Annotated in this window: 14 protein-coding genes; 6 read left to right on the top strand and 8 right to left on the bottom strand. The window is 66.6% G+C overall.

Annotated features, from left to right (window positions below):
* The first annotated feature begins 61 nt into the window (after positions 1-61).
* The 4 genes from atpG (at position 62) to AC5P6H_RS02165 (ending at position 5,191) form a co-directional block, all read left to right on the top strand.
* Positions 62-925: a F0F1 ATP synthase subunit gamma gene (atpG, locus tag AC5P6H_RS02180; protein WP_014648494.1), complete on the top strand. Its 864-nt coding sequence runs from the start codon at positions 62-64 to the stop codon at positions 923-925.
* A 37-nt stretch (positions 926-962) separates the two neighbouring features.
* Positions 963-2,369, top strand: coding sequence for a F0F1 ATP synthase subunit beta (gene atpD, locus AC5P6H_RS02175; RefSeq protein WP_005419510.1), 1,407 nt, complete (start codon positions 963-965; stop codon positions 2,367-2,369).
* Positions 2,370-2,482: 113 nt separating this feature from the next.
* Positions 2,483-2,905 carry a F0F1 ATP synthase subunit epsilon gene (locus tag AC5P6H_RS02170; protein WP_005419509.1) on the top strand — a complete coding sequence of 141 codons (423 nt, stop codon included), beginning with the start codon at positions 2,483-2,485 and terminating at the stop codon, positions 2,903-2,905.
* Positions 2,906-2,977: 72 nt separating this feature from the next.
* Positions 2,978-5,191: a putative glycosyltransferase family protein gene (locus AC5P6H_RS02165; RefSeq protein WP_049440009.1), complete on the top strand. Its 2,214-nt coding sequence runs from the start codon at positions 2,978-2,980 to the stop codon at positions 5,189-5,191.
* A gap of 13 nt (positions 5,192-5,204) precedes the next feature.
* Here the strand turns inward: AC5P6H_RS02165 and AC5P6H_RS02160 are convergent, their stop codons facing one another.
* Positions 5,205-5,588, bottom strand: coding sequence for a GtrA family protein (locus tag AC5P6H_RS02160; RefSeq protein WP_049440007.1), 384 nt, complete (start codon positions 5,586-5,588; stop codon positions 5,205-5,207).
* Positions 5,589-5,671: 83 nt separating this feature from the next.
* Here AC5P6H_RS02160 and glmU point away from each other — a divergent pair, with 83 nt between their 5' ends.
* Positions 5,672-7,039, top strand: coding sequence for a bifunctional UDP-N-acetylglucosamine diphosphorylase/glucosamine-1-phosphate N-acetyltransferase GlmU (gene glmU, locus AC5P6H_RS02155; RefSeq protein ID WP_495202276.1), 1,368 nt, complete (start codon positions 5,672-5,674; stop codon positions 7,037-7,039).
* Positions 7,008-7,541 (top strand): GNAT family N-acetyltransferase, encoded by a 534-nt coding sequence (locus AC5P6H_RS02150; protein WP_049440005.1) that lies wholly within the window; start codon positions 7,008-7,010, stop codon positions 7,539-7,541. Before glmU ends, AC5P6H_RS02150 begins: the two co-directional genes overlap by 32 nt.
* Positions 7,542-7,597: 56 nt before the next feature.
* Here the strand turns inward: AC5P6H_RS02150 and AC5P6H_RS02145 are convergent, their stop codons facing one another.
* The 7 genes from AC5P6H_RS02145 to AC5P6H_RS02115 form a co-directional block, all read right to left on the bottom strand.
* A complete protein-coding gene (locus AC5P6H_RS02145; RefSeq protein ID WP_014648489.1) occupies positions 7,598-8,950 on the bottom strand; it encodes a sensor histidine kinase in 1,353 nt (450 codons plus the stop codon).
* On the bottom strand, positions 8,947-10,293 hold the full coding sequence (locus AC5P6H_RS02140) for a sigma-54-dependent transcriptional regulator (RefSeq protein ID WP_014648488.1): 1,347 nt from the start codon (positions 10,291-10,293) through the stop codon (positions 8,947-8,949). Before AC5P6H_RS02140 ends, AC5P6H_RS02145 begins: the two co-directional genes overlap by 4 nt.
* Before the next feature lie 121 nt (positions 10,294-10,414).
* The gene (locus AC5P6H_RS02135) at positions 10,415-10,786 is read right to left on the bottom strand and encodes a PDZ domain-containing protein (protein ID WP_495202349.1); all 372 of its coding nucleotides are present in this window, start codon (positions 10,784-10,786) and stop codon (positions 10,415-10,417) included.
* Positions 10,787-10,802: 16 nt separating this feature from the next.
* A complete protein-coding gene (locus tag AC5P6H_RS02130) occupies positions 10,803-12,017 on the bottom strand; it encodes an ABC transporter permease (protein ID WP_014648486.1) in 1,215 nt (404 codons plus the stop codon).
* A gap of 21 nt (positions 12,018-12,038) precedes the next feature.
* A complete protein-coding gene (locus tag AC5P6H_RS02125; protein ID WP_014648485.1) occupies positions 12,039-13,340 on the bottom strand; it encodes an ABC transporter permease in 1,302 nt (433 codons plus the stop codon).
* A gap of 10 nt (positions 13,341-13,350) precedes the next feature.
* A complete protein-coding gene (locus tag AC5P6H_RS02120; protein ID WP_014648484.1) occupies positions 13,351-14,076 on the bottom strand; it encodes an ABC transporter ATP-binding protein in 726 nt (241 codons plus the stop codon).
* A 35-nt stretch (positions 14,077-14,111) separates the two neighbouring features.
* Positions 14,112-15,389, bottom strand: a complete 1,278-nt coding sequence (locus AC5P6H_RS02115; protein ID WP_032961233.1) for an efflux RND transporter periplasmic adaptor subunit — start codon at positions 15,387-15,389, stop codon at positions 14,112-14,114.
* Positions 15,390-15,493 lie beyond the last annotated feature (104 nt).

Here is a 15,493-nt window from a genome sequence, read left to right as displayed (position 1 = left end):
GACCAGATGACAAACGGTTGAACAACGCGGGGCATCAGCCCCGCGCCACGGGAAACAAGAGATGGCAAGCGGACGCGAAATCAAAACCAAGATCAAGAGCGTGCAGAACACCCGCAAGGTGACGCGCGCCCTGGAAATGGTCTCGGCCTCCAAGATCCGCAAGGCGCAGGATCGGATGAAGACCTCGCGTCCGTACGCGCAGGCGATGAAGCAGGTGATCGGTCATCTGGCCCAGGCCAGCACCGACTACCAGCATCCGTTCCTGGTCGAGCGCGAGCAGGTCAAGCGGGTCGGTTTCATCGTGATCTCCTCCGATCGCGGCCTGGCCGGCGGCCTGAACAACAACCTGTTCCGCAAGATGCTGGGCGAAGCCAAGGCATGGCAGGACAAGGGTGCCGAAGTGGACCTGGTGACCATCGGCCAGAAGGCTTCGACCTTCTTCCGCCGCGTGAAGGTCAACATGGTCGGCAGCGTGACCCACATCGGCGACGTGCCGAAGCTGGAATCGCTGATCGGTGTGATCAAGGTCATGCTCGACGCCTTCACCGAAGGCAGGATCGACCGCGTGTACCTGGTCTACAACCGCTTCGTGAACACCATGGTGCAGAAGGCCAGCTTCGATCAGCTGCTGCCGCTGCCGCCGGCTGAGAAGCAGGTCGCTCACCACGACTGGGACTACCTGTACGAACCCGATGCCGCGACCGTGCTCGAGCACGTGATGACGCGTTACATCGAGTCGCTGGTGTACCAGGCACTGCTGGAAAACGTCGCCTCCGAGCATGCGGCACGCATGGTTGCGATGAAGGCAGCGAGCGACAACGCCAACAAGCTGATCGGCACCCTGCAGCTCGTCTACAACAAGGCGCGCCAGGCAGCGATCACCCAGGAAATCTCCGAAATCGTCGGCGGCGCGGCAGCAGTCTGACCGCGTTCGTTCAAAGCACACATTAGAGGATGCAGCAATGAGTCAGGGCAAGATCGTTCAGATCATCGGCGCGGTCGTCGACGTCGAATTCCCGCGTGAATCGGTGCCGAAGGTGTACGACGCACTGAAGGTGGAAAACACCGAGATCACCCTCGAAGTCCAGCAGCAGCTGGGCGACGGCGTGGTGCGTACCATCGCCCTCGGTTCCACCGACGGCCTGAAGCGCAACCTGGTTGCCGTCAACACCGGCCGTGGCATCTCGGTGCCGGTCGGCGCCGGCACCCTGGGCCGCATCATGGACGTGCTTGGCCGTCCGATCGACGAAGCCGGCCCGGTCGCTGCCAGCGACAACTGGGAAATCCACCGCGCTGCGCCGTCGTATGAAGACCAGTCCCCGGCCACCGAGCTGCTGGAAACCGGCATCAAGGTCATCGACCTGATGTGCCCGTTCGCCAAGGGCGGCAAGGTCGGCCTGTTCGGCGGCGCCGGCGTCGGCAAGACCGTCAACATGATGGAACTGATCAACAACATCGCCAAGGCGCACAGCGGTCTGTCCGTGTTCGCCGGCGTGGGTGAGCGTACCCGTGAGGGCAACGACTTCTACCACGAAATGAAGGACTCCAACGTCCTGGACAAGGTGGCGATGGTGTACGGCCAGATGAACGAGCCGCCGGGCAACCGTCTGCGCGTCGCCTTGACCGGCCTGACCATGGCCGAGTACTTCCGCGACGAGAAGGACGAAAACGGCAAGGGTAAGGACGTCCTGCTGTTCGTCGACAACATCTACCGTTACACCCTGGCCGGTACCGAAGTGTCGGCACTGCTGGGCCGCATGCCGTCCGCCGTGGGTTACCAGCCGACCCTGGCCGAGGAAATGGGCGTCCTGCAGGAGCGCATCACCTCGACCAAGAACGGTTCGATCACCTCGATCCAGGCCGTCTACGTTCCCGCGGACGACCTGACCGACCCGTCGCCGGCGACCACCTTCGCCCACCTGGACTCGACCGTGACCCTGTCGCGTTCGATCGCCTCGCTGGGTATCTACCCGGCCGTCGATCCGCTGGACTCCACCAGCCGCCAGATGGATCCGCTGGTCATCGGCCACGAGCACTACGACACCGCCCAGCGCGTCCAGCAGACCCTGCAGAAGTACAAGGAACTGAAGGACATCATCGCCATCCTGGGCATGGACGAACTGTCCGAAGAAGACAAGCAGGCCGTGTCGCGCGCCCGCAAGATCGAGCGCTTCTTCAGCCAGCCGTTCCACGTGGCCGAAGTGTTCACCGGTTCGCCGGGCAAGTACGTGCCGCTGAAGGACACCATCCGTGGCTTCAAGGCCATCGTCGATGGCGAGTACGACCACCTGCCGGAGCAGGCGTTCTACATGGTCGGCGGCATCGAAGAAGCGGTCGAGAAGGCCAAGAAGATGGCCGAGAAGGCCTGATCCGGGACGGGCGGGAGCGATCCTGCCTGACCTGACGCCGGCGCCGGGCAACCGCCCGCGCCGGTGGACCCCCACGGCGGCATTGCGCCGCCGCGAACAGCGAAGAGATTTGCATGAGCACGATCCGTTGCGACATCGTCAGCGCCGAGCAGGAAATCTTCCGTGGCGAAGCGACCCTGGTCGTGGCCACCGGTGAGCTGGGCGAACTGGGCATCGCGCCCAAGCACGCGCCGCTGATCACCCGCCTGAAGCCGGGCAAGGTGGTGGTGACCACGCCGAACGGCGAGCAGCTGGATTTCGCCATTTCCGGCGGCATCCTGGAAGTGCAGCCGCAGGTGGTGACCGTGCTGGCCGACACCGCGATCCGCGCGCAGGACATCGACGAAGCCTCGGTCCGCAAGGCCAAGGAAGAAGCCGAGCGCATCCTGGCCAACCGCGGCGAAGCGATGGAAGTGGCTGAAGCCCAGCAGAAGCTGGCCGAAGCCGTCGTCCAGCTGCAGGCGCTGGAGCGCCTGCGCAAGAATCTCAAGCACTGAGGTTCGCGCGTCATCAAGCACAAGCGCCGGCTAGCTGCCGGCGTTTTTGTTTGTTCGCCACAGGAGCAGGGAATGCAGCACCACTCGACAGCGATTGAAGGCGGCAGCTGGCAGCGGCCGTGGCGCACACCGGCAGGCGTGTTCCTGATTGCGTGGATCGTTCTGTGCCTGCCATGGCTCAGTGGCATCAAGACCATTCCCTTTGATGCCGTGCAGCAGTTCTTCCCGGCGGTCAGTTTCAGTGCCGAGCAGTTGCGTCACCTGCAGGCCCCCTGGTGGAATCCGTATCTCTACGGTGGCTACCCGCAGGTGGCCGATCCGCAGATGATGACGCTGCAGCCGACGATGCTGCTGCCGATGCTGCTGGCGCCGGGCTCCCTGCACCTGTTCACGGTGGTGGTGCTGCTGCATGTGCTGGCAGGCGGCCTGGGTGCACTGCGGTTGAGCCGCGTGCAGGGCATGCCGCCGCCGGCGCAGCTGCTGTTCGCGCTCACGCTGATGTTTGGTGGCGTGGCCGCGTCGCGCCTGCAGCACACGCCGATGATCATCAGCTACTGCCTGCTGCCCTGGCTGTGGCTGGGCCTGGAGCAGGTCCGCCGGCGGGGACGGATGCGCGACATCCTGCTGGCCGGTGTGGCCGGCGGGATGTGTGCGCTTCAACTGACCCAGGTCACCTATTTCATCATCCTCGCGTGCGTGATCTACGCCGTGGCTGCTGTCGTGCTGGCACAGGGGCAGCGCATGCGCCTGCTGTGGCAGCTGGGCGTGGTGGCCATTCTCGCCGGTGGTGTCAGTGCGCCGCAGTGGCTGTCCACGCTGGCCTGGCTGGACCAGACCAATCGCAATGGCCTGACGCTGGAAGCCGCGCTGCCGGGTGCCATCCACTGGCAGACACTGGTGACACTGCTGTCGGGCAACGTGTTCTCGCAGGGGCGCGGCGACAGCTGGGCCTTCGGTGATATCAGCGCCGATTACCTCTATGTGGGGGCAGTGCCGCTGGCGCTGTGGCTGCTCTGGGGCGGTGAGGTGCTGCGGCGCAAGCCGGCGGCGACGCGCGTCGCGCTGTGTGCGCTGACGCTGGCGATCATGGTCGCGGTGGGTGGCGCCACGCCGCTGTTCCCCTGGTTGTTCGGCTGGCTTCCGGGGCTGGACCTGTTCCGGCGCCCGTCCGATGCGCTGTTCCTTACCGTGCCTGCGGCGGCGTGGCTGGGTGCCAGTGCCCTGCAGGTTGCCCTGCAGCGGCAGCCATTGCGATTGCATCGGGTGTCCGTGGCGGTCGTCGCAGTGCTGGGCGCGTGCGCTGCGTGGCTGGCGATCGATCATGGTCATCCGCTCGCTTTCGCCTGGCTTGCGGTCAGCGCCGCGCTGGGCGTAGCCGCGGTGTGGGTGCTGCGCCGCCACCAGTCACCTGCGCGCTGGGTGCTGGCGCTGGTGCTGTTGGACCTGCTGCTGTTCAACGTCGGCACCAGGTTCAACGCGGGCAGCGGCACAAAGTCGGTGCTCACCGCCGATCGTGCGGGTCCTGCGCAGCGCGCCTATGCGCTGCTGGCGGCAGAGCGGCATATCGGCATACCCGAGCGCGCGGTGGTCTTCGGCATCGGCGGACTCACCAACGGCGCGGCGGTGCATGCCATTGCGCTGGCAAACGGCTACAACCCGCTGCTGGCAAGCGACTATCTGCAGATGACCGGGATGCCGGGCGAGCCGGTGGATACCTTCCAGCAGAAGGTCCCCACTGCCTGGATGCCAGACACCGCTGCTCCCCTGTACGACCTGCTGGGCGTGCGTTGGCTGCTGGCCCAGGAGCCGTTCCCGGGCTCCAGCGCGCAGGGCGACCAGGTGGAACTTGCGCGGCGTGACAGCGTGCTGCCACGGGTGCTGAATCCGCGGCAGGTGCGCCGCCATGAGGAGCGTCTACCGCCTGCGCCGCTGTTCAACCAGACCGATTTCAACCGGCAGTTATGGCTGCCGGCAGCCGCCAGCAGCCACTGTGCCGAACAGGATGCCGGCGAGGCCACGGTACAGGTGCTGCGCTACCAACCGGGACGCATCGAGCTGACGGTGGTGGCCGACCATGCAGCATGGGTGGTGATCAACGAAACCACCGGTCGTGGCTGGCAGGCGCAGCTCGAGGATGGCCAGGTACTGCCGCTGCTGCGCGGCAATGGCCTCTTCCATGCGTTGTGCGTGCCGGCCGGGCAGCATCAGGTGCGGTTGCGCTACAGCGCGCTGCAGCTGTGGCGTGAGGGACTGGGAGCGCGCCTGCGCCGTGACGGTGATCGCTGACCGCTGACCGCGATCAGCGGTACACCACATGGCGCATCAACAGGAACGACACGCACGCCAGCCCGCCTTCCACCAGTGGCTTGGCCAGCCAGGTGTACTGCAGGCCCAGCGCGTGGTCGACCAGGCTCACCAGCAACGTGCTTGCCGCAGTCAGCAGCAGCCACAGCCCGAAGAAGCGTGCAAAGCGCTTCCAGCCCAGCTTGTGGGTGCCGGCCTCGGCAAAGGTGTAGCGGCCGTTGAGCCAGAAGCCCAGCAGCATGCCGGCCAGGCGCCCGGCGACGTTGGCCGGTGCGACCGGCATGCCAAGCGCGGTGGCGACCACGAACACCAGCCAATCGACCAGCAGCTGCACGAGCCCGATCACGAGGTAGGCGCTTCCCTGGCGGACAAGGCTCATCGGCATGGTGAAGGAGGAGGGATGCCCATGTTAACGGCGTACGCTCTAGAATCGTCGGCAACGAACCACGGACTGCCGTTCCCATGACCCAAGCCCTGCACGTCATCATCCTCGCCGCCGGCGCCGGCAAGCGCATGAGGTCGGTGCTGCCGAAGGTGCTGCAGCCGATCGCCGGCCAACCGATGCTGGCGCACGTGATCGATGCGGCCCGCGAACTGCAACCGGCGGCCATCCATGTGGTCTACGGCCATGGCGGTGAGGCGGTGCGGCAACAGTTCGCCGACCAGCCCGACCTGCAGTGGGCTGAACAGGCGCAGCAGCTGGGTACGGGCCACGCGGTGGCGCAGGCGATGCCGCAGGTGCCGGATGCCGTGCAGGTGCTGGTGCTGTACGGCGATGTACCGCTGATCCGCGCGCAGACCCTGCGCGATCTGCTGGCGCAGCCGGGGCGGTTGGCGGTGCTGGTCGCCGAGGTTGATGACCCGACCGGTTACGGCCGCGTGCTGCGCGATGCCGAAGGCAAGGTGGGAGCGATCGTCGAGCAGAAGGACGCGACCGACGACCAGCTGCGCGTGCGCACGATCAACACCGGCATCATCGCCGCGGAGTCGACCGCGCTGCGCCGCTGGCTGTCGCAGCTGTCCAACCGCAATGCGCAGGGCGAGTACTACCTGACCGACGTGTTCGCATTTGCCGCGCATGAGTACACCCCGGCCGAAATGGCGCTGGTGGCCGACGCGCAGGAAGCCGAGGGGGCAAACGATCCCTGGCAGCTGTCGCAGCTGGAGCGTGCCTGGCAGCATCGCGCCGTGCGTGCGCTGTGCGCACAGGGTGCACGCGTGCGCGACCCGGCACGACTCGACATCCGTGGCACCGTCACCGTGGGCAGTGACGTGCTGATCGATGTCGATGTCGTTCTCGAAGGCAACATCGTGCTCGGCGACGGCGTTACCATCGGTCCGTTCAACCGCCTGAAGGACGTTACTCTCGGCCCCGGTACCGAAGTACGCGCGCACTGTGATCTGGAGGGTGTGGTCACCGAAGGCGCGGCGCTGGTCGGTCCGTTCGCGCGCCTCCGCCCAGGTACCGTGCTGGCCGATGGCGTGCACGTCGGCAACTTCGTCGAAACCAAGAAGGTCACCCTCGGCGTCGGCAGCAAGGCCAACCACCTCACCTATCTGGGTGATGCGGTGATCGGCAGCAAGGTGAACATCGGTGCCGGCACCATCACCTGCAACTACGACGGCGTGAACAAGTCGACCACCACCATCGGCGACAACGCGTTCATCGGTTCCAACAGTTCGCTGGTGGCGCCGCTGACGATCGGCGAGGGCGCGACCATCGCTGCCGGTTCGGTCATCACCCGCACCGCCCCGGACGGCAAGCTGACACTGGCCCGCGCACGACAGGAAACCATCGATGGCTGGAAGCGCCCGGTCAAGAAGCCCTGAGCCACGTATTCCGCATGCCGACGAGCTCGGCGTGCTGCCGGCAATTGAACAGCGTGCCGGCGAACTGCTGAAGGATCACGAAGCCCATCCGGTATTTGCCGGCCACGGCCTGGATCTGCCGACGCTGCAGGACGGCCTTCAGCGGGGCCAGCTGTGGGTTGTGGATGGCCCCGGCGGCGACATTGCCGGCTACCTGCTGGGCGGCGAGCTGTGTGGCGAGTTCCATGTCCTGCAGATGGATGTGGACCCCGCGCACGCGCGTCGTGGCCATGGCCGTGCATTGCTGCGGCACGCCTTGGCGCAGGCCAGGGCCACCGGCTTTGCTGCAGCGGTGCTGACCACCTTGAGCGATGTGCCATGGAATGCAGCCTTCTATGCCAGCGAAGGGTTCGACGTAGTGCCTGAGGCTGAGTGGAACGACGGCCTGCGCGCCGTCATGGCCGAAGAGGCTGCGCTCGGGTTTCCGATGCACCTGCGGGTGGCGATGCGGCGGGCCTGGTAGGTGCCGGCCCTGGTCGGCACATCCGCGCATGGCGTGGATCTACCCGATCGGCCCGCTCAACCCACCGGCAACAGGATCGACACGCACAACCCGCCATCGCCGCGGTTCTGCAGCGACACGCGGCCACCGTGCGCTTCCACGATCTCGCGCGTCAGTGCCAACCCCAGGCCGGTGCCGTTGCGCTTGGTCGAATAGAACGGCATCAAGGCGTTCTGCAGCACCTGCTCGTTCATGCCCTTGCCGCGATCCAGTACGTCCAGGCGCAGCCATTGCGGCAGCCGCGTGAGTTGCACCTGTACGTCATCGTTGGGCGGATCGGCCTCGGCGCAGGCTTCATGCGCGTTCTTCAGAAGATTCAGCAATGCCTGCCCGAACTGCGCGATGTCGATGCGGCTGCTCAGGTCCTCGTCCGGCTCGCGTTCCATGGTGAACGGGATCTGCTGGCGCAGGCTGGACAGGAACGGCGCCCAGTGCACGGTCTGCAGTTGCGGCTGCGGCAGCTTTGCGAAGCGTGCATAGCCACGGATGAAGCCTTCCAGGTGGCGTGCGCGGTCCTCGATGGTGGTGAAGATCTCCGGCAACCGGTCGAAGCGTTCGCGCTGCACCAGCACGCCACCGGAGTGGGCCAGCGAGGCGATCGGTGCCAGTGAGTTGTTGAGCTCGTGGCTGATCACCCGGATCACCTTCTTCCACGTCTGCACTTCCTGGCGGCGCAGTTCGGCGGTGAGCAGGCGTACCAGCAGCAGGTCGTGCGGACGGCCGTTGAGCTGGAAGGCGCGGCGCGACAGGTGGTAGACCTGTTCGTCATCCTCGTCGCCGTCCTCGCCCTCGGCATGCACCGCGAACAGGCTGTCGCCGCCACGGGCGATGGCATCGCGCAGCTCCACCGGCACCTGTTCCAGCACCTCTTCCAGACGCTGGCCTTCCAGCTTCCAGCCGCCATGCAGCAGCTTGCGCGCAGCCAGGTTGGAGAACACCACGCGGGCGATGCCATCGCCGCCGGAGGCAATCAGCAGCATGGCCACCGGCGTGTTCTGCACCATGGTGTCCAGCAGCAGTTCGCGCTGCACCAGGCCCTGCCGCTGTTCGCGCAGCACATCGCCCAGCTCGCGGTGCGCCTGCACCAGGTCGCCCAGTTCGTCGTTGCCCGGCCAGTACACGCCGAAGTTGTACTCGCCGTCGCGGTAGCTGCTGGTGGTGCCGGACAGTGCGCGCATCAGCGAGCGCACCGGTGCGGTGGCGCGGCGCAGGGTCCACCACATCAACGCCAGCAGGATCACGGCCGACGCCGTGGTCACCACCCAGCCATGGTTCATCCAGTACGCCAGCAGCCACGGCAGCGCAGCGGCCAGCGCCAGCACCGGCAGCAGGCGCAGGAACAGGCGGAAGGTGAACGAGCGCCGTTTCATTCGCGTGGGATGCCGTGGCGGTCCATGCGCCGGTACAGGGCCTGGCGGCTCAGGCCGAGTTCGGCAGCCGCCTGGGCGATGACGCCGTGGTTGCGTGCCAGCACGTCCTCGATGCGCTCGCGGTCGGGATCGTTGCCAGCGCTCGGTGCGGGGCGTGGCGCCGGTGCGGTGCGCGGCAGGTTCAGGTCGGCCACCTCGATGCGGTTGCCGGTCGCCAGCAGTTCGGCACGCTGGATCACGTTGCGCAGTTCGCGCACGTTGCCCGGCCACGGGTGCCGTTGCAGGGCGGCACTGGCGGCACTGGACAGCGGCTTGCCGGCCGTCAGGAAACGCTCGGCCAGTGGCACGATGTCGCCCGCGCGCTCGGCCAACGGCGGTAGTACCAGTTCCACTGTATTGAGGCGGTAATAGAGATCTTCGCGGAACGTGCCGTCGCGGATCATCGCCGGCAGGTCGGCATTGGTCGCGCTGACCACGCGGACTTTGACCTGGCGTTCGCGATTGGAACCCAGGCGCTCGAAGCGGCCGGTTTCCAGCACACGCAACAGCTTCATCTGCCCGCCCAGCGACAGGTTGCCGATCTCATCCAGGAACAGCGTGCCTCCGTCGGCGGCTTCGAACTTGCCCTCGCGTGCCTTGTTGGCGCCGGTGTAGGCGCCGGCCTCGGCGCCGAACAGTTCGGCCTCGATCAGCTCCGACGGCAACGCGCCGCAGTTGACCGTGATGAACGGGCCTTTGGCCACCAGTGAATTGGCCTGGATGATCTGCGCGATCTTCTCCTTGCCGGCACCATTGGGACCGGTGATCAGCACCGGCAGCTCGGAGCGCGCGACCTGGCAGGCCAGGGCGATGACGCGCTCGCTGGCCGGATCGGCGAAGACCGCACCGCACAGGTCGTACTTTTCTTCCAGCGCATTGCGCTGGCGCAGCTCGCGGCTGCGGCGGCGGTCCAGTTCGCGCCGCGCCTCGGACAGCTCCAGCAGGTTGTTGACCGTGGTCAGCAGCTTGCGGTCGTCCCAGGGCTTGGCCAGGTAGTCGGCGGCGCCGGCCTTGACCAGGTCCACCGCGCTGCTCAGGTGGGTCCAGGCCGTCAGCAGGATCACCGGCAGGTCCGGGTGGCGTGCGCGGATCTGTGCGAACAGCGCTTCGCCCTCCTCGCCGGAGGTGGTGTCCTCGCTGAAGTTCATGTCCTGGATCACCAGGTCGACCGGCTGCGACTCGAGCAGGGCCAGCCCCTCGGCCGGGCTCTGCGCCTGCAGGGTGTCGATGTCGTGCAGGGAGAACAGCACGTCCAGTGCAGTGCCCACACTGGCGTTGTCGTCGATGATCAGGATCGAAGGCATCAAGCGGTTCTGCAGAAAGGGATGGGCGGCGCCGATGGAGCCGTGTTCGTGTCCATACGCCGGGAGAGCCCGGCGCCACCCATCAAGCATAGCCAAACCCGTAGCCGTCGGGGCGGCGGGCTCAGCGTCGGGGCGGCGGCGGTGGCGGTGCTGGCGGAGGCGGAGCGACCAGCGCCCTGCGCCAGGCAGCGGCGTCCACCGCGACCGTCAGTTCCTGCCTGTTGCGCTGCAGCAGGAGATAGGCCCTGGCGGCGCTTGAACGCCGCAGGGCCTCGGCAAGATGCTCGATCCTGCGTACGGTGGTGTCATCCACCCGCAGGATGCGATCGCCGCTGCGCACGCCGAAGCGGGCTTCCGGGCCGGCGGCTTCCACGCGCACCTGGCCTTCGCTCGAACGCAATGCCAGGCGCGCATCGTCCTGGCGCCACTCCAGTGTCTGCGAGCTGCCACCGCCGGCCAGTGCCGGCAGTGGCAGGAGCATCATCATCAGCATCCAGCGGATACGCATCTCATGCGCCCCGCGTGGCAACCGCAGGCGGTACCGCTGCCGCGCGCCGGGCCGGCCCGAACACCGCGATCTGGCCAAGCACCCACAGCAGCAGTGCGCCCAGCGGCAGGTAGTGCAGCGGCATGCGCGGCAGCTCGTACATGTTCATCAGTGCCAGGTTGATCGCATAGGCGGCCAGCATGCCCAGCACGATGCCCAGCGTGGCCAGCAGGAAGTTCTCGGTCTGGAAGTAGCGCAGGATCTGCCCACGCGTCGCGCCGAGCGCGCGACGGATACCAATCTGCTTGCTGCGCTGCTGCACCCAGAAGCTGGCCAGGCCGATGATGCCCAGTGCGGTGACCACCAGCAGCGAGATGCACACCGTGATCAGCAGCCCGACCATGGCCCTGTCGTTCTTGAAGTAGTCATTGCGCTGCGCCTCATAGGTCAGCTTCTCGCGCACCAGCCGGTTGGGGTCGTTGCGTTCAAGCGCGGCGATCGCGCCCTTGAGTACTTCCTCGCGCCGTTCCGGAGCGGTGCGCAGGACGTACGGGCCCTGGGTGAAATCGGTCCGCACAGGCAGCACCATCGACAGCGTGGTGTTGTTGTTGTAATCGGTGGGCGTGGCCAATGACGCGACAATACCCACCACGTGCAGTGGCTGCTTGCCCATGTAGAACGTCTTGCCCAGTGCGTTCTCGCCGGGGTACAGCCTGTCGGCGAGCGTGCGGCTGATGATCACCGAGGAGGCGGTATTGGTGGAGGCGTTCTTCTGTGCATCCTCGACGTTGCTGTATTCACTGGGCTGGAAGTCGCGGCCGGCGGTCAGCTGCAGTCCAAGCGTGGACAGTCCACCTTCGCCGAACATGTACATGGTGACGAAGGCGGTCGGACGTTCCTGTTCCTGCTTCAGCGAAACGCTGGTATTGGAGGAGTTCGGGCGGAACGGCAGCTGGTTGACCTTCGCGGCGGCGGTGACCCCGGGAACGGCGCGCAGGGCGGACAGGTCCTCCTGGGTGCGGGCCTGGCCATTGGTCTGCTTGCCGATGCCGCTGACCCGGACGAACACCAGCTCGTTCTCGGCCAGGCCGCTGGTCTGGCTGATCCGTTCAACGCGCTGGGTGACCAGGAACAGGGCATTGCAGACGATGGCGCAGGTCAGGGCGACTTCCAGCACGATCAGGGCGGCGGCTGTCTTGTGCCGGCGCAGGGTGCTGAGGATGGGGCGGATATCCATGGGAGGTCCTCGTACTCGTGCTTACTGCGACTTGAGCTGGATGGCCGGGGTAACCTGCATCGCGCGCCAGGCGGGCAGGAAACCAGCGGCGAGGCTGGCGAACAGGGTCAGGCCAATGGCCAGCAGCAGCATGCTGCCGTCCAGGTGGGCCAGGCTCGCGTAGTCCACGGGTTGCTGGCGCACCGCATACAGGCCGAGCAGGGCCAGGCCGATGCCGAGCACGCCGCCGGCAACGCCGATCGCACCGGCTTCAACCAGGCATTGCAGGAAGATCTGCCCACGGCTGGCACCGAGGGCGCGGCGCACGCCGATCTCGCCGCTGCGGCGCAGGAACTTCGCCAGCAGCAGGCCCACCGTGTTGACCAGGCAGACGCCGAGAAAGCCCAATGCCAGCCACATCTGCAGGCGCACGTCGCTGGGCACGGCATTCTTGAACGTCAACCACTCCATCACCGGGCGCAGGCGCACGTTGGTGGGGCGCTCGAAACGGCCCGCTGCGCGCTGCTGGTCCGAGTAGTTGGCCAGGTAGCTGCGGTAGTCCTCGACCTTGGCCGGATCCAGCTCCACCCAGTACTGGATCCAGCTGCAGGGCGCGTTGATCGAGTTGCTGCTGCCATCCGGATTCTCGCCGAAGCAGTTCATGTTGCCGTTGCTGCCGAACTCCAGGTCCATCGCAGTGGAAAACGGCACCAGCAGGTCTTCATCCTTGCCGTAGTTGCCGGTGGTCAGATCGAAGAAGTGGGGTTCGGGATTCCACTTCTTCATCACGCCGATCACCCGCAGTGAATGGCCACTCAGGCGGATCTCGCGACCGGTGCTGTCGGCACCCTGGAACAGCTTGTCGTTGATCGCTTTCGACAGCACCACCACCCGGCTGCGATTGTCATCATCGCTGCTGTTCCAGGCACGCCCGTACTGCATCGGCACGTCGAACATTGGGAAGAAATCGGCCGACGTCCAGCGCGTATCCACCGAGAACGGCTTGAGCGTGCTGAGCTCCGGTTCCACCGTGCCGCCGCCCGCGCTCATCATCGCCTGGCGGATGCCGCGCTTCTCGCGCAGCAGGGTCTCGGCGTCGCGCCGTGTCATCTGTTCCTCAGGCTCCTCACCCGGGGTATAGCCGCCGCGCGGGCGCGGATCGACCTGCACGTAGAACAGCTGGTCGCTCTTGCCGGGAATCGGGTCGCCGGACAGCACGTGGAACACCGTCAGCGTGGTCATCGAGGCACCGATGCCGAGCGCGATGGCGACCACCATCAGTGCGGTCAGGATCTTGTTGCGGCGGAAGCTGCGTACCGCCAATCGGGTGTAGTAGGCGAACATGGGAGTGCCCTCACTCGTTGACGGCAACGATGTGGCGCGGCGGGGTAGCCAGCACCGGTTCGCGCACCAGGTCGGTCACCTGGCCATCGACGATGTGCACGTTGCGCTGCGCGCGCGCGGCCAGTTCCGGGTCGTGGGTGACCATCACGATGGTGGTGCCGGCGGCATTGATCTCCTCCAGCAGTTCCATCACGCCGCGGGCCATCTGCGTATCCAGGTTGCCGGTCGGTTCGTCGGCCAGCAGCAGGCGCGGGCTGCCGGCCAGCGCACGCGCGATCGCCGCACGCTGCTGCTGGCCGCCGGACAGTTCGTTCGGGTAGTGCTTCATGCGTGAGCCCAGGCCGACCTGGGTGAGCGCCTTCTCGATGCGTTCGCGGCGCTCGTTGGCACTCATCTTCCGGTAGCGCAGCGGCACGTCGACGTTGTCGAACAGGTTCAGGTCGGGAATCAGGTTGAAGCCCTGGAAGATGAAGCCGATCTTCTGGTTGCGCAGGCGGCTGCGGGCGTCATCGCCCAGCGTGCTCACGTCCTGGCCGTCAAGCAGGTAGGTGCCGCTGGTGAAGGTTTCCAGCAGGCCGGCGATGTTGAGGAAGGTGGTCTTGCCGGAGCCGGACGGGCCGGTGACCGCGACGAACTCGCCTTCCTTGACCTGCAGTTCCAGCGAGCGCAACGCGTGGGTTTCCACCTGTTCGGTGCGGAAGACCTTGGCGACCGAACGCATTTCGAGCATGTACATGGGGTGTCCTCTCTCCAGGATTCAGGTATCAGGTATCAGTTGACGGAGACGCGTTCGGCGTCCTTGAACAGGTCGCTGCCGGAGACCACGATGCGGTCGCCCGGCTGCACACCCGACTTGATTTCCACTTCGCCCAGGCTGCTGACGCCCAGTTCCACCGGACGCCGCACCGCGGTGCGGCCATCCATCACGTAGGCCACGCCATTGCCCTGTTCGACGAACGGGCCGCGCTCGACCTTCAGCACGTCCTTGCGGGTATCGAGCAGCACGCGCACCGACATCCGCTGGCTCTGGCGCAGGCCTTCCGGCTGCGCGCTGGCGAAGCGCACGCGGGCGTTGACCTCGCCGTTGACCACTTCCGGCGACACCGCGCTGATCTCGCCCGGGAACGGCTTGCCATTGCCGCCGGTCAGCTGCGCCGGCATGCCGATCGCCAGGTCGCGGGCGAAGCTCTCCGGCACCTTGATCTCGACCTCGAACTTGGACAGGTCGACCACGCCCAGCACCGGCGCGTTGGCAGCCAGGTTGGTGGACTGGACCGCCTGCACCTGGCCGACCTGGCCGTCAAACGGTGCGCGCAGGGTCAGTGCGTCGACCTGGCGCTGCACTTCGGCCACCACGGCCTTCTGGCGGTCGGCCAGCAGCCGCTTGTTGCGGGCATCCAGGTCGGCGCCCTGGCTCTGCAGGCGCGCATCGGTGGTGGCGTTGGCCAGGGTGATGTCGGCCTTCTTCAGCGAGTCCTTGGCCTTGGCCAGGTCGATCTGTGGCACCGCACCGCCGTCGTAGCCGCGCTGGAAGCGCTGCAGGTCGCGGTCGGCGGCCTGGCGCTCGATGGTGGCCTGGTCGGTTTCCTTGCGCGACTTGGCGCGGGCCAGGGTGGCGTCCAGCGCGGCACGGCTGGCCTCGGCTTCCAGGCCGGCCAGGGTGGCCTGTTCCTGGGCCAGCTTGCTGCGCAGTTCCGGGCTGTCGATGACCGCCAGTTCCTGGCCCTTCTTCACCACGTCACCGGCGACCACTTTCAGGTCCACGGTGCCGGCCGAGATGGCGTACAGGATCGGGCTATTGGCGGCGATCACCCGGCCGTCGGCGGCGATGTCGCGGACCAGGTCGCCGCGCTTCACTTCGGCGATGCGCACCCGGCTGCTGTCGAAGGAGCGGCTGGCATTGGACCAGGCATGCACGGCCCAGCCGATGCCGGCCAGCAGCACGATGGCGCCCAGCGCCGGCCAGCGGTAGCGCTGCCAGTTGACGCGGGTGGCGCCGGCGGGGGCGGAGGAAACGATCTGGTCCTGTGCGGAAGTGTCGCGGATCATCGGGTGCGTGCCTGACGGTGGTAGCCAGTACCAAGCACGTAGCGTGCCAACTTTATTTCCTTTCAGTTCAACAGGTTGGGCGGGCCGCTGGAGTGTCCGGGTGT

The organism is Stenotrophomonas sp. YJH_SMC_110 (assembly GCF_059369255.1).
Note: the sequence above shows the minus strand (reverse complement) of the source record. Positions and strands in the feature narration are given on the sequence as shown.